This window comes from Idiomarina sp. ST10R2A5 (assembly GCF_051842325.1).
GTDB classification, from domain to species: domain Bacteria; phylum Pseudomonadota; class Gammaproteobacteria; order Enterobacterales; family Alteromonadaceae; genus Idiomarina; species Idiomarina abyssalis.
In genome coordinates this window covers 61,063-78,130 of record NZ_JBNIEX010000002.1, presented here as the reverse complement: position 1 = coordinate 78,130, position 17,068 = coordinate 61,063, and the positions used below count along the sequence as shown (strand labels likewise).

At 44.6% G+C, this 17,068-nt stretch carries 12 protein-coding genes; 11 read left to right on the top strand and 1 reads right to left on the bottom strand.

Translation table 11 applies throughout. The annotated features are described in order from the left end of the window. Positions 1-6: 6 nt before the first annotated feature. Positions 7-753, bottom strand: a complete 747-nt coding sequence (locus tag ACP7FG_RS03075) for a MauE/DoxX family redox-associated membrane protein (protein ID WP_006956240.1) — start codon at positions 751-753, stop codon at positions 7-9. 388 nt (positions 754-1,141) lie between these two features. Between ACP7FG_RS03075 and ACP7FG_RS03070 the strand changes: the two genes are divergently transcribed. The 11 genes from ACP7FG_RS03070 to ACP7FG_RS03020 all read left to right on the top strand — a co-directional run bounded on the left by ACP7FG_RS03070 (position 1,142) and on the right by ACP7FG_RS03020 (position 17,051). Beyond that, complete coding sequence (locus ACP7FG_RS03070) at positions 1,142-3,847, top strand: TonB-dependent receptor (RefSeq protein ID WP_439225477.1); 2,706 nt, start codon at positions 1,142-1,144, stop codon at positions 3,845-3,847. Between the two features lie 66 nt (positions 3,848-3,913). Beyond that, positions 3,914-4,645, top strand: coding sequence for a hypothetical protein (locus ACP7FG_RS03065; RefSeq protein WP_439225476.1), 732 nt, complete (start codon positions 3,914-3,916; stop codon positions 4,643-4,645). Then, positions 4,642-6,288, top strand: a complete 1,647-nt coding sequence (locus ACP7FG_RS03060; RefSeq protein ID WP_439225475.1) for a 2Fe-2S iron-sulfur cluster-binding protein — start codon at positions 4,642-4,644, stop codon at positions 6,286-6,288. Before ACP7FG_RS03065 ends, ACP7FG_RS03060 begins: the two co-directional genes overlap by 4 nt. A gap of 659 nt (positions 6,289-6,947) precedes the next feature. Beyond that, a complete protein-coding gene (locus ACP7FG_RS03055) occupies positions 6,948-8,237 on the top strand; it encodes a TolC family protein (RefSeq protein WP_439225474.1) in 1,290 nt (429 codons plus the stop codon). Between the two features lies 1 nt (position 8,238). Then, entirely contained in the window at positions 8,239-9,768 is a 1,530-nt protein-coding gene (locus ACP7FG_RS03050) for an efflux RND transporter periplasmic adaptor subunit (RefSeq protein ID WP_224798365.1), read from the top strand. Then, positions 9,761-12,886: an efflux RND transporter permease subunit gene (locus ACP7FG_RS03045; protein ID WP_439225473.1), complete on the top strand. Its 3,126-nt coding sequence runs from the start codon at positions 9,761-9,763 to the stop codon at positions 12,884-12,886. The genes ACP7FG_RS03050 and ACP7FG_RS03045 overlap by 8 nt, the downstream gene beginning before the upstream one ends. A gap of 99 nt (positions 12,887-12,985) precedes the next feature. Continuing rightward, positions 12,986-13,363: a hypothetical protein gene (locus tag ACP7FG_RS03040; RefSeq protein ID WP_133540735.1), complete on the top strand. Its 378-nt coding sequence runs from the start codon at positions 12,986-12,988 to the stop codon at positions 13,361-13,363. A gap of 93 nt (positions 13,364-13,456) precedes the next feature. Next, a complete protein-coding gene (locus ACP7FG_RS03035) occupies positions 13,457-13,795 on the top strand; it encodes a P-II family nitrogen regulator (RefSeq protein ID WP_034818190.1) in 339 nt (112 codons plus the stop codon). A gap of 57 nt (positions 13,796-13,852) precedes the next feature. Beyond that, entirely contained in the window at positions 13,853-14,224 is a 372-nt protein-coding gene (locus ACP7FG_RS03030; protein ID WP_034818188.1) for a hypothetical protein, read from the top strand. Between the two features lie 27 nt (positions 14,225-14,251). Beyond that, complete coding sequence (locus ACP7FG_RS03025) at positions 14,252-14,710, top strand: hypothetical protein (protein ID WP_006956218.1); 459 nt, start codon at positions 14,252-14,254, stop codon at positions 14,708-14,710. A 79-nt stretch (positions 14,711-14,789) separates the two neighbouring features. After that, positions 14,790-17,051, top strand: a complete 2,262-nt coding sequence (locus ACP7FG_RS03020; RefSeq protein ID WP_439225472.1) for a heavy metal translocating P-type ATPase — start codon at positions 14,790-14,792, stop codon at positions 17,049-17,051. Positions 17,052-17,068 lie beyond the last annotated feature (17 nt).

Here is a 17,068-nt window from a genome sequence, read left to right as displayed (position 1 = left end):
CCTTTTCTAGTTCATTGTAAAAAACATCCAGATAGCCATAGCGACCATCATGAGGTTTTCAGTGAGCGAAATGAAGCCTAACGGCACATTACTTGAGCCACCGACACAGGCACATTTTAGCTCACGTTTGTCGACATAAACGGCTTTAAAAACGGAGACAGAACCCACGATGCCTATGAATAACGCAATAGGGATGGAAATGACATGAGCAAATTCCGCTGCCATTAACAGACCCGCCAAGCCTTCGGCGTAGGGGTAAACACGGCCATAAGGCACCCATTTTTTGGCGAGAAGATCGTAGTTGAGAAACATGGTAGAGAATTTCTCTACGTCCTGGAGTTTGAGCAAGGCCAGAACCACCATCGAGAAACTGATGAACCACTCGATGGTTTGTCCGGTAAATGCGCGACCAAAAGACAACCACGACGTGGCTACGGAGAGGAGCGCTGTCATAATAAATAATGCAATAACGGGTCGGTAACTGGTTGCGTCAGGGTCAGGAAGAGGTTTTCCAAGAAAGGCTCGAACCTCTTCGTACCCACCGATGCGTTCATCACCAATAAACACTTGTGGAGTGGTATCGACGTTGTGTTTTTCCTTGAATATGTCGGTTTCCTCGCGGCTTTCCAGTAGGTTGTCGTCCACATCGTAACCGTTGGCTTTAAGTAAGTGCCGGGTTTTTAAACCGAAAGGGCATTGGTGGTCAGGTGTCGACATTCTGTAAAGCGTGGCTTTTTTAATTGATTGACTCATAGCCAAGTTCCTTACGTAAAACTTATGTATTCATGTACGCATTATAGTCGGCAAAAGATTAAAAGCATCAATAATCAGAAGAGGGTAAAAATTCATTAAAAATGAAAAATTATTTTTATTTTGAAAAAAGTGGACAACTTTTTTTATAGCTTTTCTAGTCATCTTGAAGAGCTTATTTTAAAAGATTATTGATACATGAGGATAACTCTAAGTTGAATATACAACTGCTATAGGCTTTGCTGTTAAAGGTTTTTTTATACAACTTTAATCGTTTTTAGCTTGACTAAAATTCTGAGGTTTCTATTCTGAGAGTTGTATAAACAACTTAGATAGCAGTACGAAGTCTAATCGGAAAGTAAAATAATTATAATCTAATCGAGGTGACAAAATGCAAAAGTTACTTAAGTCTGCTGTCGCTATAGGTGTATCTGCGGCACTTTTTAATACAACAACAGTTTGGGCACAGTCAGGATCTGATAATACTCAAGCCGAAGACGTTGAGAAAATCACGGTGACTGGTTCGCGAATTCAGCGAATAGAAGCAGAAAGTGCTGCTCCTGTTCAGGTTTTCACGGCGGAAGATATAGAAGTCTCAGGAATGACTTCGGTAGAGATGATTTTACAGAGAATGTCAGCCTCCGCTGGTTTTGCTGGCAGCCAGAGTAATGCTTACTGGACCGGTAACGGTTATGGCACCGCTCAAGTTAATTTGCGTGGACTGGGCATTAACCGAACGCTTGTGCTTCTGAATGGCCGTCGTGTTGTTAACGGCGGTACCGGCGCAAACAGCTCTGTTGACTTAAATATGATACCGGTTGAAATGATCCAGCGTATCGAGGTTCTTAAAGATGGCGCTTCAGCGATATACGGTGCGGATGCCGTTGCGGGCGTGGTGAATATTATCACCCGTAAAAGTTACGATGGCTTTACTATCGAAGGGCGCTTAGGCTCGACAGATGATGGTGAGGGTCAAGATCGCAAAGTTAATATGATCTTTGGCGCCAGCAATGATAAAGGTCGCGTAATGGCGACATTAGGCTATCGTTCTTCAGACGAAGTTAATATGGCCGATCAAGCCGGTTGTGCTTTGGGTGAATTAACACCAGGCCAACTGGATTGCTTCGGAAGCTCAAGTACCATTGGGGGGAGAGCAACCATATTGACGGGTCCAAATGCTGGAGATCGTATTAACTTCAGTCAAGATGCTGACGGTAATGGTGATTTCTATGAACCCTACAGCGCTGAGAAACATAACTTTGCATTTTTTCCTTATTTAAATTCGGTTAACCCAATTACAAACTGGAATTTCTCCGCTTTCGGGGATTATCAACTGTCTTCCGATGCGGCGGTATTTGCTGAGGTTTTATACAGCAACCGGACCTCCGATCAATTAGCAACGCCGGGAACATTAAGAGGTATTGAGTTTGATGCCAGCCACCCAACAAACCCAACGGGCGAAACAATTCGACTTGAAGGTCGTAATTTATTAGAAGGTGGACCAAGAACGTTCTTTCAAGATGTTAATACGTTCAGAACGGTCGTCGGCATGAATGGTGTTATTGGCTCAGGTTGGAACTGGGAAGTTGCTTATAACTATGGCCGTAATACAGCCATTGACGGTATGACCAATATCGTCAATATGCAGCGTCTATCTGCTGGCCTAGACCCTAATACGTGCGGCTCCAACGGCATTCCCTGTATCGACTTGTTGGGTTATGGGGATCTGTCTCAAGAGGCATTGGATTACATCATGTTTCGCACGACTGATAATGGGGGGAATGAACAACGTTCATTGACCGCAAACATTTCAGGCGACTTATTTGAAGTGCCTGCTGGATGGGTGCCAGTCGCTTTTGGTGTTGAACATCGTAAAGAGAAAGGTTGGCGAAACCCGGATTCATCAATTGTTGCTGGCATTATGAATACCAATCAGGCGGACCCGATAGAAGGGAGCTATACAGTTGATGAAGTTTACGCTGAGACTTCTTTACCGTTGCTGGCGGACTTACCACTGATTCAGTCGTTGAATTTAGATTTAGCGTATCGTTACAGTGATTATGACACCTTTGGTAGTGATGGAAATTATAAAGCGAGCGTTCACTGGCGTGTATCGGATGCTTTGAAAGTGCGGGCGACTCAGTCAACTGCTTTTCGGATTCCGAACATACCTGAACTCTTTGGTGGTGTTGCTGAAGGAAATCTGACAACAACCGACCCGTGTGACGGATGGGACCAGGCCGGTGCTAACCCAACTGTGGCGGCAAATTGCCAAGCAGACGGGGTTCCTGCAGGGTATGAACAGTTTGGTGCAACCGTGCTTACCACTGTTGGTGGCAACCCTGATTTAAAACCGGAAGACGCAGATACTTTCACTGCAGGGTTTGTATGGGATATTGGCTCGGCGGACAATTTACAGTTGACGGTTGATTACTACGATATCGATATTGAGAATGCTATTCAGCGGATCCCTGGATCGACCAAACTGTCTGTCTGCTATAGCTCAGAAAATTTATCGCATCCATTTTGTAGTCCTGAGCACTTTACGAGAGATTCTTTAACTGGCGATATTAACTTTTTGTCTGCTCAACCCACCAATGCCGCAACTGAAAATGTGTCGGGTGTCGATACTGCTTTATTTTATAACACCGAGCTACTGGGTTGGAAAAGTGACTTCAGTTGGAATGTTAGTTACTTAAATGAGTATAAATTTGCGCCTTTTGTTGGTGCGGATGAAATTGAATATGCCGGGTACATTACTGGTGGCAGAGGAAGCTATACGCACTGGCGTTCAAATGCTTCGGGAACCTTTATGAAGCAGGACTGGCGTGTACATTACTCCGTTCAGTACATTGGGCCTGCCGATGATATTAACGCTGCTCCATCGGAGATTGGCTCTCGAGCCCCCAGTGTTTTCTATCATAATCTGCAGGGAACCTACTTTGTAAACTCAAAACTGAGCGTGACTGGCGGTGTGAATAACCTTTTTGACAAAGAACCGCCTTATATCCAAAGTTGGACGGACGCCAATACTGACACTATGACTTATGACTTGTTAGGCCGTCAGTTATACCTGAAGGTACGTTACAGCTTTTAAAGACTAGACTGGCTGTCGCTTTTCCCTGGGAGCGGCAGCTTTTTTTTATTAAATTTGAGGTAGGGTATGACTCAAAAGAAACGCTCCAGTAGCTGGCGAGTTTGGCATCGTTGGCTATCTTTGATTTTTGGCCTGCAAATGGTTATTTGGACAATCAGTGGCGCTTACATGGTGTTCTTCGATTTGGATTATATTCATGGTGATCACTTAGTTGAGGATGTTAGTCAGCCTTTACCTGAAGGTACTGAGGTATCAGATTTAGATAAGTTATTAACGCGTTATCCTGAAACTGAAAAAGCCTCACTAGAGGCTCGCAGACTAGATGGTAAGCTACAGCCAGTATACAAGTTAAAAAGTGATAAAGGTGAGTTTTTGGTTAATGCAAAATCGTTAGAGCGCATTGAAATAACTCAGCATCATATTGAAGACTTGGCCAACCGATACTACGCACAAGAGAGTGCAGACATTGAATCCGTTGTTTATATGACGGATAACCCACCAACTGAAATTAGTGAAACTTTGTTGCCAGTATGGCAAGTGAACTACGATGACTTTGGTAATACCAGCCTTTACTTGTCTGAAACAACGGGTGATTTGCTCGTAAAACGACACACTTTCTGGCGTGGTTTCGACATTGCCTGGATGCTACACATAATGGACTACGATGAACGTGTGGATATAGAAACGTGGTGGTTAAAAGCCTTTATTATCGGTACATTTATTTTAATGATAACGGGCATTGTTTTGCTCCTTTATACCATAACGTTTAAAAGAAGACCGATCGGAGGTGCCCAATGATAAGGTTTATACAATGGCTTCATCGTTGGGTGAGTTTAATTTTAGTTATTCAGGTCGCTTTGTGGCTAGTGAGTGGTTTCTTTTTCAGTATAACTGGCCATCATGGAATGTCGGGTCATCAATACATGGTCTCCGAAAACTCTAAGCCGCCTCTTAAAAAATTAGCAACTCAGGTCGACTTTACTGAAATGTACCAAAGGTTTCCATCAGCACATTTAATTGAACTGGTAAGTGTTGCTGGGGTTGGTCAGTATCAAGTGACATTGGCAGATGGAAATATCCTGTATTCCAACGCTAACACAAGCGAAAACTGGTCTACCGGTGAGGCTTTGGCAACCCAATTAGCGCTCAGTAGCTATAATGGTCCGGGTCACGTCGAAGCGGTTGAAAGAGTCATGGGAAGCGATGAAGTGAATGGCTGGGAAGCTTCGGGGTTTCGCATTGATATTAAAGATGATCTTAATACTCGGATATACATCGATGAAGCCTCATCTCAGGTAGTGGAGCATCGCAATACACCATGGACAATAGCTGACTGGGCATTTCGTCTGCATTTTATGGATTACACTGGTGGCCGAAGCTTTAATCATTTATTGATTTGGAGTGCCGGGTTATTCGCTCTTTGGTTTTCGTTATCGGGCTTAATTCTCTTAGGCCGAAATATTACTAACGGTGACTTTAATCCGAACCGTAAGAGAACGTGGCTAGAATATTTTCAGCAGAAAGGGCAACCAATTGCGAGTAGTTGTGGCGGTGGCGGTACTTGTGGATTATGTAAAGTGACACTACAAGGCAACAGCATACCGAGTCCGACAGCCGCTGAAAAAGCGTTATTGAGCGCTACTGAATTAGAAGCGGGGACGCGCTTATCGTGTCAGCACAGAACATCACCCGACTACGACGTTAAGCTCCATAATGCCGGGGTTGGCGATATTGCTTTAACACTCGACTCAAAGCGGCAGCTTACCCCGTCCATTATGGAACTTACATTTGTAAGTTCAGGCCCCGTTAGTTATGAAGCCGGGCAGTTTATGCAGTTTCGTATCCCACATTTAGACGCAATATTGTCACGGCATTACTCGGTTGCTACGCGACCTCAATCGACTCGATTTGTGTTTAACGTACGACAACTGCCCTCGCCAAGTGAAGGGGTGCCCCCAGGCATCGGTTCAAACTACTTGTGTAATTTAGAGCCTGGCGCTCATGTCGATGCTATTGGACCATTTGGTGACTTTCAGCTGACGAAACAAAATAATCACACGCAAGTCTTTATCGGAGGCGGCGCCGGTGTTGCACCGTTAAGAGCGTTAATACAAAGTGAGTTAGCAGCAGATTCTCCTCGTCGTTGCATATTCTTTTACGGCGCACGATATGAAAAAGAGCTCTGTTATAGGGATGAGTTCGAAAGAGATGAGCGGTTAAATTATATACCGGTACTTTCAGAGGTTGCTAAATCAGATGCGTGGGCCGGGCACACTGGCTTTGTGCACGAAACTGCAATGAAATGGTTGGCAGATGAAAACAAAGACACATTGGACGTTTACGTGTGTGGTCCTCCACCAATGCTGAAAGCGACGTTAGAGTCTCTTGCTGACTTTGGCGTTCCGCGAGAACAAGTAAGGTTCGATGACTTTGGTATTTAGAGCTTGAAAGCGCCTGAGTTAGCAATAAATCGGGGTGGTGATGTAGAAGTCGTATCACCACCTGGGTTGACTACCTCGTTATGGGTACTTCCTTTAATTGATTGATCTTTATCAGCCAAAAGAGATACACTTCAAGCATGTTTTTACAGTAAAGCTTCGCATGTATCGTTTAATCATTGCCCTACTGCTATTAGCAGTAACAACAATGTCATTTTCACAAACTATCAGTACGGAAAAGGCATGTATGCACGATCCTACTGAGCAAGTTTGCGATCTTGCAGATTGCGAAGTGTCACATTCTCTTACCGATAACTGTTGCTCTGATTCAATGATGCGTCATTGTTACAGCCCGTCAATTACTGTCGTTTATTCTGAGCAATCCACCGTTCCGCCTATTGAGAAGCTGGTTTTTAACGCTTCCTCATTCTTAGATACGAATATTAAAGAAAAGCATTCTCTCTCGCTTTTTCGCCCCCCAATCCACTCTTAAAAATACGAAATTTCTCGCTCCTGGCGCGTTTATCGTCCAGGTAAAAGCACAGCTATAAGCTTTGGTTCGGTCATTGTCGTTACGACGTCGTTCGTCGTCCTCGTTACGGTCCGACTCATAACTTGGTCTGTGTTTAATTTAAAAATTCACAGTTTTTGAGAGTAACAATATGAAACTTTTAAGAAGAATGGCTTATTTAAGTGTTCTGACTGTAGTGGTGCCAAATGTCGTTAATGCACAAGAGCCGCTTTTGAATTTGCAAGAAGCAGTGAGTATCGCTGTACAAGAAGATCCTTGGTTAACGGCAAGTAAGCAAACCCAAGAAGCATTCGCGAGTGAAGCAATAGCCTCTTCCAGTTTGCCTGACCCTAAAATATCGCTCACGGCTGCCAGTTTCCCTGTTGACAGTTTTAGTTCACGACAGGAAGGAATGACCCAATTGATCGTAGGTGTTTCACAAACTTTTCCTAGAGGAGACACGCTATCGTTGTCTCGTAAGCAAAAAAATCAATTGGCCCAAAAACAACCGCTTTTGAGGGCTGATCGTATTGCTAAGGTCAAAACAACGGTAACGAAGTTGTGGTTAGACGTTTTTTTCTTTCAGCAAAGTATCCGTTTGATTGAATCCGATAGAGCGCTTTTTGAACAGTTAGTGTCGACGGCCAAGGCAAGTTATACCAGTACTGAAGGAAAAGCACGGCAGCAGGATGTTATTAGGGCCCAGCTTGAGCTCACACGACTGGATGACCGATTGACTTCATTAAGACAGAAAGAGGAGCGATTTCAAAGCAAACTGTCGGAGTGGATAGGTGCTATAGCGAAATCAAAGTTACCAGATGACGTTCCTAACCTTACGCTACAGGAAGCATTGAGTTCGCCTTCAACAATGCCTAAACAAGCCTTGTACGAATTAATAAAAGGGCACCCAGTTTTGCAAGCTATCGATCAAGACATTTCGGCGTCGGAAACTTCTATAGAGCTTGCTCAACAAGGTTATAAACCACAATGGTCAACCAACCTTAAATATGGTCATAGAAACGATGCTCCAAGCGGTACTGACCGTGCCGACTTGTTTTCAGCCGGAGTTACGTTCGATATACCACTGTTTACTGATAACAAGCAGGATGAACAGGTACGCTCAGCAAAGTTTAGAACGGAAGCGAAAAAAACTGAGAAGTTATTGGTTGCCAGGCAGTTAATAGCCAGTTTACGCAGTACCTTTGTACAACTGAATCGTTTGAATGAACGCGCTGCTCTTTATCGTGAAGAGCTACTTCCACAAATGTCCGCCCAGTCTGAAGCTGCATTGACAGCCTACAACAATGATGATGGCGACTTTGCAGAGGCGGTGCGTTCACAGATTGCTGAAGTCAACGCAAAAATTGATGCATTAGCAATCGCCATGAACCGCCAAAAGCTGATTGCCGAAGCAAACTACTTATTATTCTCAGGAGTTTAAAATGAAAACAGTCACTAAATCTCTTATAAGTTTAGCTGTAGGGTTTGCGGTTGGCGCTGGTGCTATTGGCTACTTAATGCAGTCAACTGCGGGCTCCGATGCTTCATCGGATAATGCCAAAAAAGAGCCGTTATATTGGGTGGCTCCGATGGATCCAAATTATCGGAGAGACAAGCCAGGAAAGTCTCCAATGGGGATGGACCTTATTCCTTTCTATGGCGATGATGGGGGAGAAAGTTCACCCGGTACTGTGAGAATTGATCCCGATGTTATTAACAACCTTGGGGTTACAACTGCAACCGTCACGTCCTCGAGACTCAACCTGGATATCGAAACAGTTGGCTATGTTCAGTTTGATGAGAACCGAGTGCTGACAGTAAGTCCCCGTGTTGAAGGCTGGATTGAAAAGCTTTTTGTAAAAGCGGTTGGTAACTCAGTTAAAGCCGGCGAGCCTTTATACAGTATTTACTCTCCTGAAATGGTTAATGCGCAAGAAGAGCTTGTATTGGCCTCGCAAAGAGGTAATCAGGTTCTACTAGATGCTGCTGAAGAACGCCTAAGAGCTCTGCAAGTCTCTGAACCTGAGATTAAGAAGTTAAAAGAGACTCATAAAATTCAGAAAACAATTACGGTAAAAGCAAAGCAGTCCGGGGTATTGGATAAACTGACTGTGCGTGAAGGTGCGTTTGTAAAGCCGAGTATGAACTTAATGACGATTGCCCAACTGGATAAAATATGGGTTATTGCAGAAGTCTTTGAGCGGCAACTGAACCAGGTTGAGGTAGGTAATAAAGTTCAAATGGATCTTGAGTATGCTCCGGGTAAAGACTGGGAAGGAAAGGTTGATTATGTCTATCCGTCACTTAACCCTAAAACTCGGACGGGACAAGTTCGAATTCACTTCGACAACCCAGATGGTTTTTTAAAACCGGGCATGTTTGCGAATCTTAACATTAAGGCTGGTTTAGGCGACAAAAACTTAATCATCCCTAAAGAAGCGCTTATCCGAATGGGTGGTTCGAACCGAGTTGTACTGGCACTGGGTGATGGGAAATTTAAATCAGTTAATGTTGACGTTGGGCGGTTAGGTAGCTCGCGAGTTGAGATTTTATCGGGTCTTATGGCAGGTGATGAAATTGTTACATCGGCTCAGTTCTTAATTGACTCTGAGTCCAGTAAGTCTTCCGACTTTAAACGTATGAACCACGACTCTAACACTGATAGCGAGAGCCACGACACTATGTTAAATGAAGCTGTATCAGTCGAAGCTGTCTGGGTCGAAGCAACAGTTAAAAGTGTTATGCCTCAACATTCGATGGTTACGCTGAATCACGGTGAGATTCCTGAGTGGGACTGGCCTGCAATGACGATGGACTTCGATGTCGCTGATGATGTTGAACTCTCAAAGCTCAGCGCTGGTTTGTCCTTACATGCGGAAATTTCACAAGTAGGTAAGCAACGTTACCAGCTCACATCGATTCATATTCCTGAGCAAGAACAAGTGACAGAGCAGGAGCATAACCATGATTAAGTCAGTCATTCGATGGTCAGTTAGCAACCGATTTTTTGTTCTTCTGGCGACATTAATCCTTGTGGGCGTTGGTGCCTTTGCCGTCAAGAATACACCAGTAGATGCATTGCCGGACCTGTCTGATGTTCAGGTGATTATTAAAACCAGTTATCCAGGTCAGGCCCCACAAGTAGTAGAAGACCAAGTTACCTATCCATTAACAACGTCTATGTTATCAGTTCCTGGAGCTAAAACGGTTCGTGGGTATTCGTTTTTCGGAGATTCCTATGTTTATGTCATTTTTGACGAAGACACAGATGCTTACTGGGCACGTTCGCGAGTACTTGAATATTTATCTCAGGTTGCTCCCACACTGCCTGCTAATGCAAGGCCACAATTAGGTCCTGATGCTACAGGAGTTGGTTGGGTTTATTTGTATGCCTTGGTCGACCGCACGGGTAACCACAACTTGAGTGAATTACGCAGTATGCAAGACTGGTTTTTAAAGTATGAACTGCAAACTGTTGAAGGTGTCTCTGAAGTTGCCGCGCTGGGCGGTATGGTAAAGCAGTACCAGGTAAAAGTTGACCCGGAGAAGCTTCGCGCATTCGATATTCCTTTGGCTCACATACAAAACGCTATCCAGAGAGGTAATCAGGAGGTGGGGGCTTCAGTGGTTGAAATGGCTGAGGCTGAGTATATGGTTCGGGCCTCCGGCTATATTGAAGGTGTCTCCGACTTAGAGAGTATCCCGCTTGGCGTTGATGAAAATGGCACGCCATTATTGCTTAAAGACGTTGCTGATGTGGGTGTGGGCCCCCAAATGAGACGCGGTATCGCCGAACTCAACGGTGAGGGAGAAGCCGTGGGTGGTATTGTGGTAATGCGTTTCGGAGAAAATGCCCAAAAAACGATTGATGGCGTTAAACAAAAGTTGGAAGAATTAAAGTCTGGGCTACCAGAAGGTGTCGATATAGTCACTGTCTATGATCGTTCGGGGCTTATCTCGGATGCCGTGGAAAGTCTCTGGAAAAGTTTAATAGAAGAACTCGCTATTGTCGCGTTTATCTGTGTGATATTTCTCTTCCATGTCCGCTCCTCGCTGGTTGCCGTTATCAGCTTGCCTTTGGGTATTTTAACCGCGTTTATTGTCATGTATTGGCAAGGAATTAACGCGAATATTATGTCACTTGGAGGGATCGCAATCGCTATTGGCGCTATGCTCGATGGTGCCATCGTCATGATTGAAAATATGCATAAGCATATGGAAAAAACGCCACTGACAGCAGAGAACCGCTGGCGGGTGGTTGCCGCCTCTGCTTCAGAGGTGGGCCCTGCTCTTTTCTTTAGCTTGCTCATTATTACCGTCAGCTTTATGCCGGTATTTACCTTAGAAGCCCAGGAAGGGCGGATGTTTTCTCCGCTTGCTTTCACGAAAACTTACGCAATGGCAGCCAGTGCAGCCTTAGCGGTTACCGTTATCCCCGTGTTGATGGGATATTTTATCAGAGGAAAGGTAACACCTGAGGGGAAAAACCCGCTTAATCGGTTATTGATCGCCGGGTATAAACCGCTTTTAAAAGGCATTTTGAAATACCCCAAGACAGCAGTTGTCGGAGCGCTTGTTATCCTGGCCGTTGGTGTCTGGCCGATTGACAAAATTGGTAGTGAATTTATTCCAGATTTGGATGAGGGCGATTTGATGTATATGCCCACTACCTATCCCGGATTATCAATTGGTAAAGCAAGGGAGCTGTTGCAGCAAACCGACAAGCTCATAAAAACGGTACCGGAAGTGAAGACGGTTTTTGGCAAAATTGGTCGAGCGGATACCGCCACTGATCCGGCACCCCTAACGATGATTGAAACCTTTATTCAACTGAAACCGAAAGATCAGTGGAGAGACGGTATGACCACTGAGAAGTTGAAAAAAGAACTGGATGCGCTTGTAAAGTTTCCGGGGCTGACCAATGCGTGGGTTTACCCCATTAAAACTCGCATTGATATGCTATCGACAGGTATCAAAACGCCGGTAGGTATAAAAGTTGCCGGAGCCGATCTTAATGAAATTCAGACGATAGGGCAGCAGCTTGAAACGATACTTGAAGATGTAGATGGTACGGCTTCTGTTTATTCAGAACGTGTGGCAGGTGGGCGCTATGTCAAAGTTGACATAAAAAGAGAGCAAGCTGCACGTTACGGTTTGAACATTGAGGATGTTCAACAGGTTGTTGCCACGGCTATTGGTGGAATGAATGTTTCAGAGACCATTGAAGGGCTTGAACGTTACCCAATAAACTTGCGCTACCCTCAAGATTACCGTGATTCGCCGGAAGAATTAAAGAAGCTACCTTTAGTTACGCCAAACGGGCAGCGTATTAGTTTGGCGGATGTGGCTGATGTCTACGTTGAACTTGGACCGCCGGCAATTAAAAGCGAAAACGCAAGACTTAATGGCTGGACTTTTGTCGACATTGAGGGAGTTGATGTCGGCACTTATGTTGAAAAAGCAATGAAGGTTGTAGAACAAGAACTCGAGTTGCCAGCAGGGTATTCAGTTACCTGGTCCGGGCAGTACGAATATATGGAAAGGGCAAAGGAAAAACTGACTTACGTGATTCCGTTAACGCTCGCGATTATTATCGTTCTTTTATATATGAACTTTCGAAACGCTACAGAAATAGCCATTATATTGGGAACTTTGCCTCTCGCATTGGTGGGGTCAATCTGGCTAATGTATCTTTTAGATTATAATTTCTCAGTTGCTGTAGCGGTTGGTTTTATAGCACTAGCGGGGGTTACCGTAGAAATAGGGATATTAATGCTGACTTATCTTAATCAGTCCTATAACGAATACGAACAACGCCAACTAGAGCAAGGTAAAGCTTTGACTAAAGACGGTGTTTCTCGCGCTGTAATGGAAGGGGCTGGGCTTCGTGTTCGTCCTGTCATGATGACGGCTGTTTCTACAATTGCAGGTCTACTGCCTATTATGTTTAGCACAGGAACTGGTGCTGAAGTGGTTAGCCGAATAGCCGCCCCGATGGTTGGAGGAATGATCAGTGCGGTTATTCTAACCTTGCTCGTGTTACCCGCTGTTTACTACTTGTGGCGTGGGCAAAAGGTTAAGCGTGTATAAGACCAATTATTTTAGTTAAGAGACGCACATCATTGATCTTGATCAATGATGTGCGCTAACAAGTATGCTAGGTTAAAATTCGGGATTGGGGACACACATATGGCTCAAACAAAATTTTTAGTTGTGCTTATGCTAGGAATAGTAATTCAACTATCCTTCCCAGCTGCTCCTGTCCATAATACTGCCTCCAGCGCAGAGCACGTAATCAACGTTAATCAGGCAGATGTTGCAAACGAGAGAAAAAGCAACATTCATTGTGATGACGACGAACAACCTGCCAGTAAAACGTGCTGTTATTGTTTAACTGACTCTGCTGATACATGTTTAATGGATGCGGGGTGCAACTCTGCAAGCTCACCTTTAGTATTAATTCCGTTCAATTTGCCAATAAAGTCAATTGGTTACTTGCAGCATCCTCTTTCATATGAAGGGAATGTTAAGCAAATGTCTTTTGATATTTTTTATCCTCCGAAATAGCTCCTGCTGAATTTCAATTAAAACTTTTTTCGAAATTTAATCATGCTAGATAGAGCTCTTAAGTTAAGTGACTTAAGGCTTGTAGGAGAATATATGAACCTATCTAAAATCACCGCTATTTTTGATCAACTTCGGCAAGACGCAGTGGAGGAGACTCTGGTTGGGTGTGGCGTTAGCGGCTTTACATTGTTTCCTGTTCGAGGTCGAGGCTATTACTTCGATAGTTATAACGATGATCACTTAGTTGAGCACGTACAGCTCGAAGTTTATGTGAACAGTGATGACGCGCGTGACGTTGCGTTTTTGGTAGTTGAAGCGGCCCATACCGGGGTATCTAACGAGGGCTTAGTCTGTATCTCGCCAATAGATGAATTGCTTTGGGTTCACGACAAACGAGCAGCGACTGATAAAGAACTCTCGTTACAACGTTAATATCGCGGCAACGTCGACTGAAGCATATTGGTAGTTTTAATAAATAGGACAGTACTGATGTCAACTAACGATCATAGAGCCGGAGTGCGGGAAATTAACTTAGTCAATCGCACGTTAAAGCTAAACACTGAGAGTGTGAAAAAAGTTCGCGAAGCGATTAACGAAATCGATCGCTTGGTTGGTCTTGATAGCGTTGCCTACGACTCTGACCAGAACTTGTTATCGGTCGCTTATGATGCCTCTAAAGTCGATCTGACTATGATAGAGGAAAAGCTCGGAATATTTGGTGTTGAAATAAATAGTGGCTGGTGGACTCACTTGAAAGAGGAATACTACAAATTTATTGATCAAAATATTAAAGATAATGCAGAGCATACACCGTGGAGTTGCCACAGAAGCCCGCCACGTACCAAAAGCAAACGAAAGTAACAATTAATTATAGGTAAGGAGTAAAAAATGCAAATAGAAACAATCAAAGATGTACTGAGTTGGACCGTTGATTTCCACAAAAACCTGAAGGAGTGTGTGACTCACTGCTCTAAACAAAACCAAGATGAACGAGCTCGGATGATTCTAAGCTACGTGTCGGGTCATGAAGCTAGCTTAGAGCGAATGGTTGAAGGTTTTTTGAATACAGCCAACCTAAATGCATTAGACACTTGGTGTTATGACTATATTGGGAAACATCCCATCGTTGAGCATGGGCACTGCGATTCGCCTTTTAAAGAGTTAGATACCGATCACATTATGGAGAAGGTTGTAAACCATCATGAGCAAGTCATAGAACTGTATGAACACCTATATTCCCGTGTTGATATAGATAGCGCAAAAGAGCTGCTAGAAACGGTAAAGAACGTTGAAGAAAATGAAATTAAACGAATGGTGCAAACTGCGAATCGATTTTCGGATATGTAGTGAGTGACGGTTTTATCGTTGGTACTTTGCGGGAAATAGCTGTTGCTTGGCTCGTTTCCCGTCAATAAGGAGCACTGGTATGGGTGTAAAAACTGAGGACGTTCGTAGTCGTTCCATTGAGGAACTCATTATCGAGGGAGCCGGTTGCGCGAGTTGTGTTGGCAAAATCGAAAATGCATTAAAGTCTGTATCCGGCGTGGAAAATGCTGAGATGAACTTTGCCCAGCGAACGGTCAGTGTGACTGGAACAGCAAATCCGAGCGCTTTAGTGAAAGCAGTAGAGAGGGCGGGGTATAGCGCTAAAGTAGCCACGTCCGAAAGTGACGGTGATGCGTTGGCAGAAAAAGAGCAAGCCGACTGGGCTTATTACAAGCGGCTGATGCGGGAGATGACCGTTGCGCTGTCGTTAGGTGTACCTCTCATGATTTATAGCCTTTTTGTTGGTGAAATGACGGTGACCACTGCCACAGAGCGTGTGACATGGTTAGTCGTAGGTATTCTAACGTTAGGTGTACTTTACTTTTCGGGCAAACACTTCTTCGTCGGTGCCTGGCAATCTTTGAAAAATCATTCCGCTAATATGGATACGCTGATCGCACTTGGTACTGGTACCGCCTGGTTGTATTCCATGGTGGTTGTATTGGTTCCGCACCTGGTTCCGGAAATGGCGCGTCACGTATACTTTGAAGCGACCGCAATGATTATCGGTTTGATCAATTTGGGGCTGGCACTTGAACTGAAAGCTCGTGGGCGCACGTCCGAAGCCATAAAACGTCTCATTGGTTTGCAGGCGAAAACCGCAAGGGTGATTCGTGACGATAAACAATTGGATATCGCTATCGAAGACGTACTCGAGGAGGACGTAGTACGTGTTCGTCCCGGAGAAAAAATCCCTGTTGATGGAAAAGTTATAGAGGGAAGTACCACCGTTGATGAATCTATGCTAACGGGTGAACCCATGCCCGTGGAAAAATCAGTTGGTGATGACGTTGTGGCGGGCACGATAAATAAAAGTGGTTCCTTTTTGTTTCAAGCGACAAGAGTCGGAAAAGATACAGCACTTGCTCAAATTATTAACATGGTGAAACGGGCGCAAAACTCTAAGCCCCCAATCGGTCGTCTTGCCGATGTTATTTCAGCTTACTTTGTGCCAGTCGTTATGATTATCGCTGTTATCAGTGCTCTAGCTTGGCTTAACTTTGGGCCTGAGCCGGCACTGGCCTTTGCTGTGGTATCAGCGACCACTGTCTTGATTATTGCTTGCCCTTGCGCATTAGGCCTGGCGACGCCTATGTCGGTAATGGTGGGTGTAGGAAAAGCCGCAGAGGCAGGTGTGCTGATTCGCAATGGCGAAGCATTGCAAACAGCGTCGAAAGTATCGGCTATGATCCTGGATAAAACGGGCACCATTACACTTGGTTCTCCTAAAGTCACCGACGTATTAGTAGCGAGTGAGTACGATGAGCAAACCGTACTGCAACTTGCAGCGACACTTGAGTCTGGCTCTGAACATCCGCTAGCACAGGCGATAGTTGAGTCAGCCAGGGAAAGAGGGATTAAGACAAGTAAGGTCTCGAACTTCAACGCCATCGCTGGTCATGGCGTGGAGGCAGAAGTTGACGGGAAGTCCCTCCTTTTCGGTAATGAAAAGCTGTTGCGTGAACGTCAAGTTGAGCTCGGTAACTTTGTTGAAAAAGCCCAAGGCTTAGCTGCTGAAGCTAAGACGCCTATGTACTTTGCCGTTGATAATGAGTTAGCTGCAATTATTGCAGTTGCCGACCCGATAAAAGACGACTCCGTAGCCGCCATTAAACGTTTGCAAGATAACGGTGTGCGAGTAGTGATGCTTACTGGTGATAATCGCGCGACAGCAGAAGCAGTTGCTGAAAAAGTAGGAATTAAAGAATTTTTCGCTGAAGTTCTGCCGGAAGAAAAATCAAAAAAGGTTCAGGAGCTGCAGATGGAAGGCGAAATCGTTGGCATGACGGGAGATGGTATTAATGATGCGCCAGCACTAGCTATTGCCAATGTAGGCTTCGCGATTGGCACGGGAACGGACGTCGCTATTGAAAGTGCTGATATTACATTGATGCGCGGGTCGTTGCACGGGCTTGCCGATGCGGTCGCGGTGAGCAAGGCCACACTGAGCAACATTAAACAAAACTTATTTGGTGCTTTTATTTACAACGTAGCAGGTATTCCTTTTGCCGCAGGCGTTCTGTATCCATTTTTTGGAATGCTGTTGAGTCCGGTTATTGCAGGTGCAGCAATGGCTTTTTCTTCGCTTACGGTAGTGAGCAACGCTAACCGGTTACGCTTTTTCAAAGCCAAGAAACATTAATGCACCTTTTAACATTG

What these genes read in the sequence shown, in the direction of transcription:
- ACP7FG_RS03045 (WP_439225473.1), top strand. Translation starts at nt 9,761, where the DNA reads ATGATTAAGTCAGTCATTCGATGGTCAGTTAGCAACCGATTTTTTGTT.
- ACP7FG_RS03025 (WP_006956218.1), top strand. Translation starts at nt 14,252, where the DNA reads ATGCAAATAGAAACAATCAAAGATGTACTGAGTTGGACCGTTGATTTC.
- ACP7FG_RS03050 (WP_224798365.1), top strand. Translation starts at nt 8,239, where the DNA reads ATGAAAACAGTCACTAAATCTCTTATAAGTTTAGCTGTAGGGTTTGCG.
- ACP7FG_RS03065 (WP_439225476.1), top strand. Translation starts at nt 3,914, where the DNA reads ATGACTCAAAAGAAACGCTCCAGTAGCTGGCGAGTTTGGCATCGTTGG.
- ACP7FG_RS03020 (WP_439225472.1), top strand. Translation starts at nt 14,790, where the DNA reads ATGGGTGTAAAAACTGAGGACGTTCGTAGTCGTTCCATTGAGGAACTC.
- ACP7FG_RS03055 (WP_439225474.1), top strand. Translation starts at nt 6,948, where the DNA reads ATGAAACTTTTAAGAAGAATGGCTTATTTAAGTGTTCTGACTGTAGTG.
- ACP7FG_RS03070 (WP_439225477.1), top strand. Translation starts at nt 1,142, where the DNA reads ATGCAAAAGTTACTTAAGTCTGCTGTCGCTATAGGTGTATCTGCGGCA.
- ACP7FG_RS03075 (WP_006956240.1), bottom strand. Translation starts at nt 753, where the DNA reads ATGAGTCAATCAATTAAAAAAGCCACGCTTTACAGAATGTCGACACCT.
- ACP7FG_RS03030 (WP_034818188.1), top strand. Translation starts at nt 13,853, where the DNA reads ATGTCAACTAACGATCATAGAGCCGGAGTGCGGGAAATTAACTTAGTC.
- ACP7FG_RS03035 (WP_034818190.1), top strand. Translation starts at nt 13,457, where the DNA reads ATGAACCTATCTAAAATCACCGCTATTTTTGATCAACTTCGGCAAGAC.
- ACP7FG_RS03060 (WP_439225475.1), top strand. Translation starts at nt 4,642, where the DNA reads ATGATAAGGTTTATACAATGGCTTCATCGTTGGGTGAGTTTAATTTTA.
- ACP7FG_RS03040 (WP_133540735.1), top strand. Translation starts at nt 12,986, where the DNA reads ATGGCTCAAACAAAATTTTTAGTTGTGCTTATGCTAGGAATAGTAATT.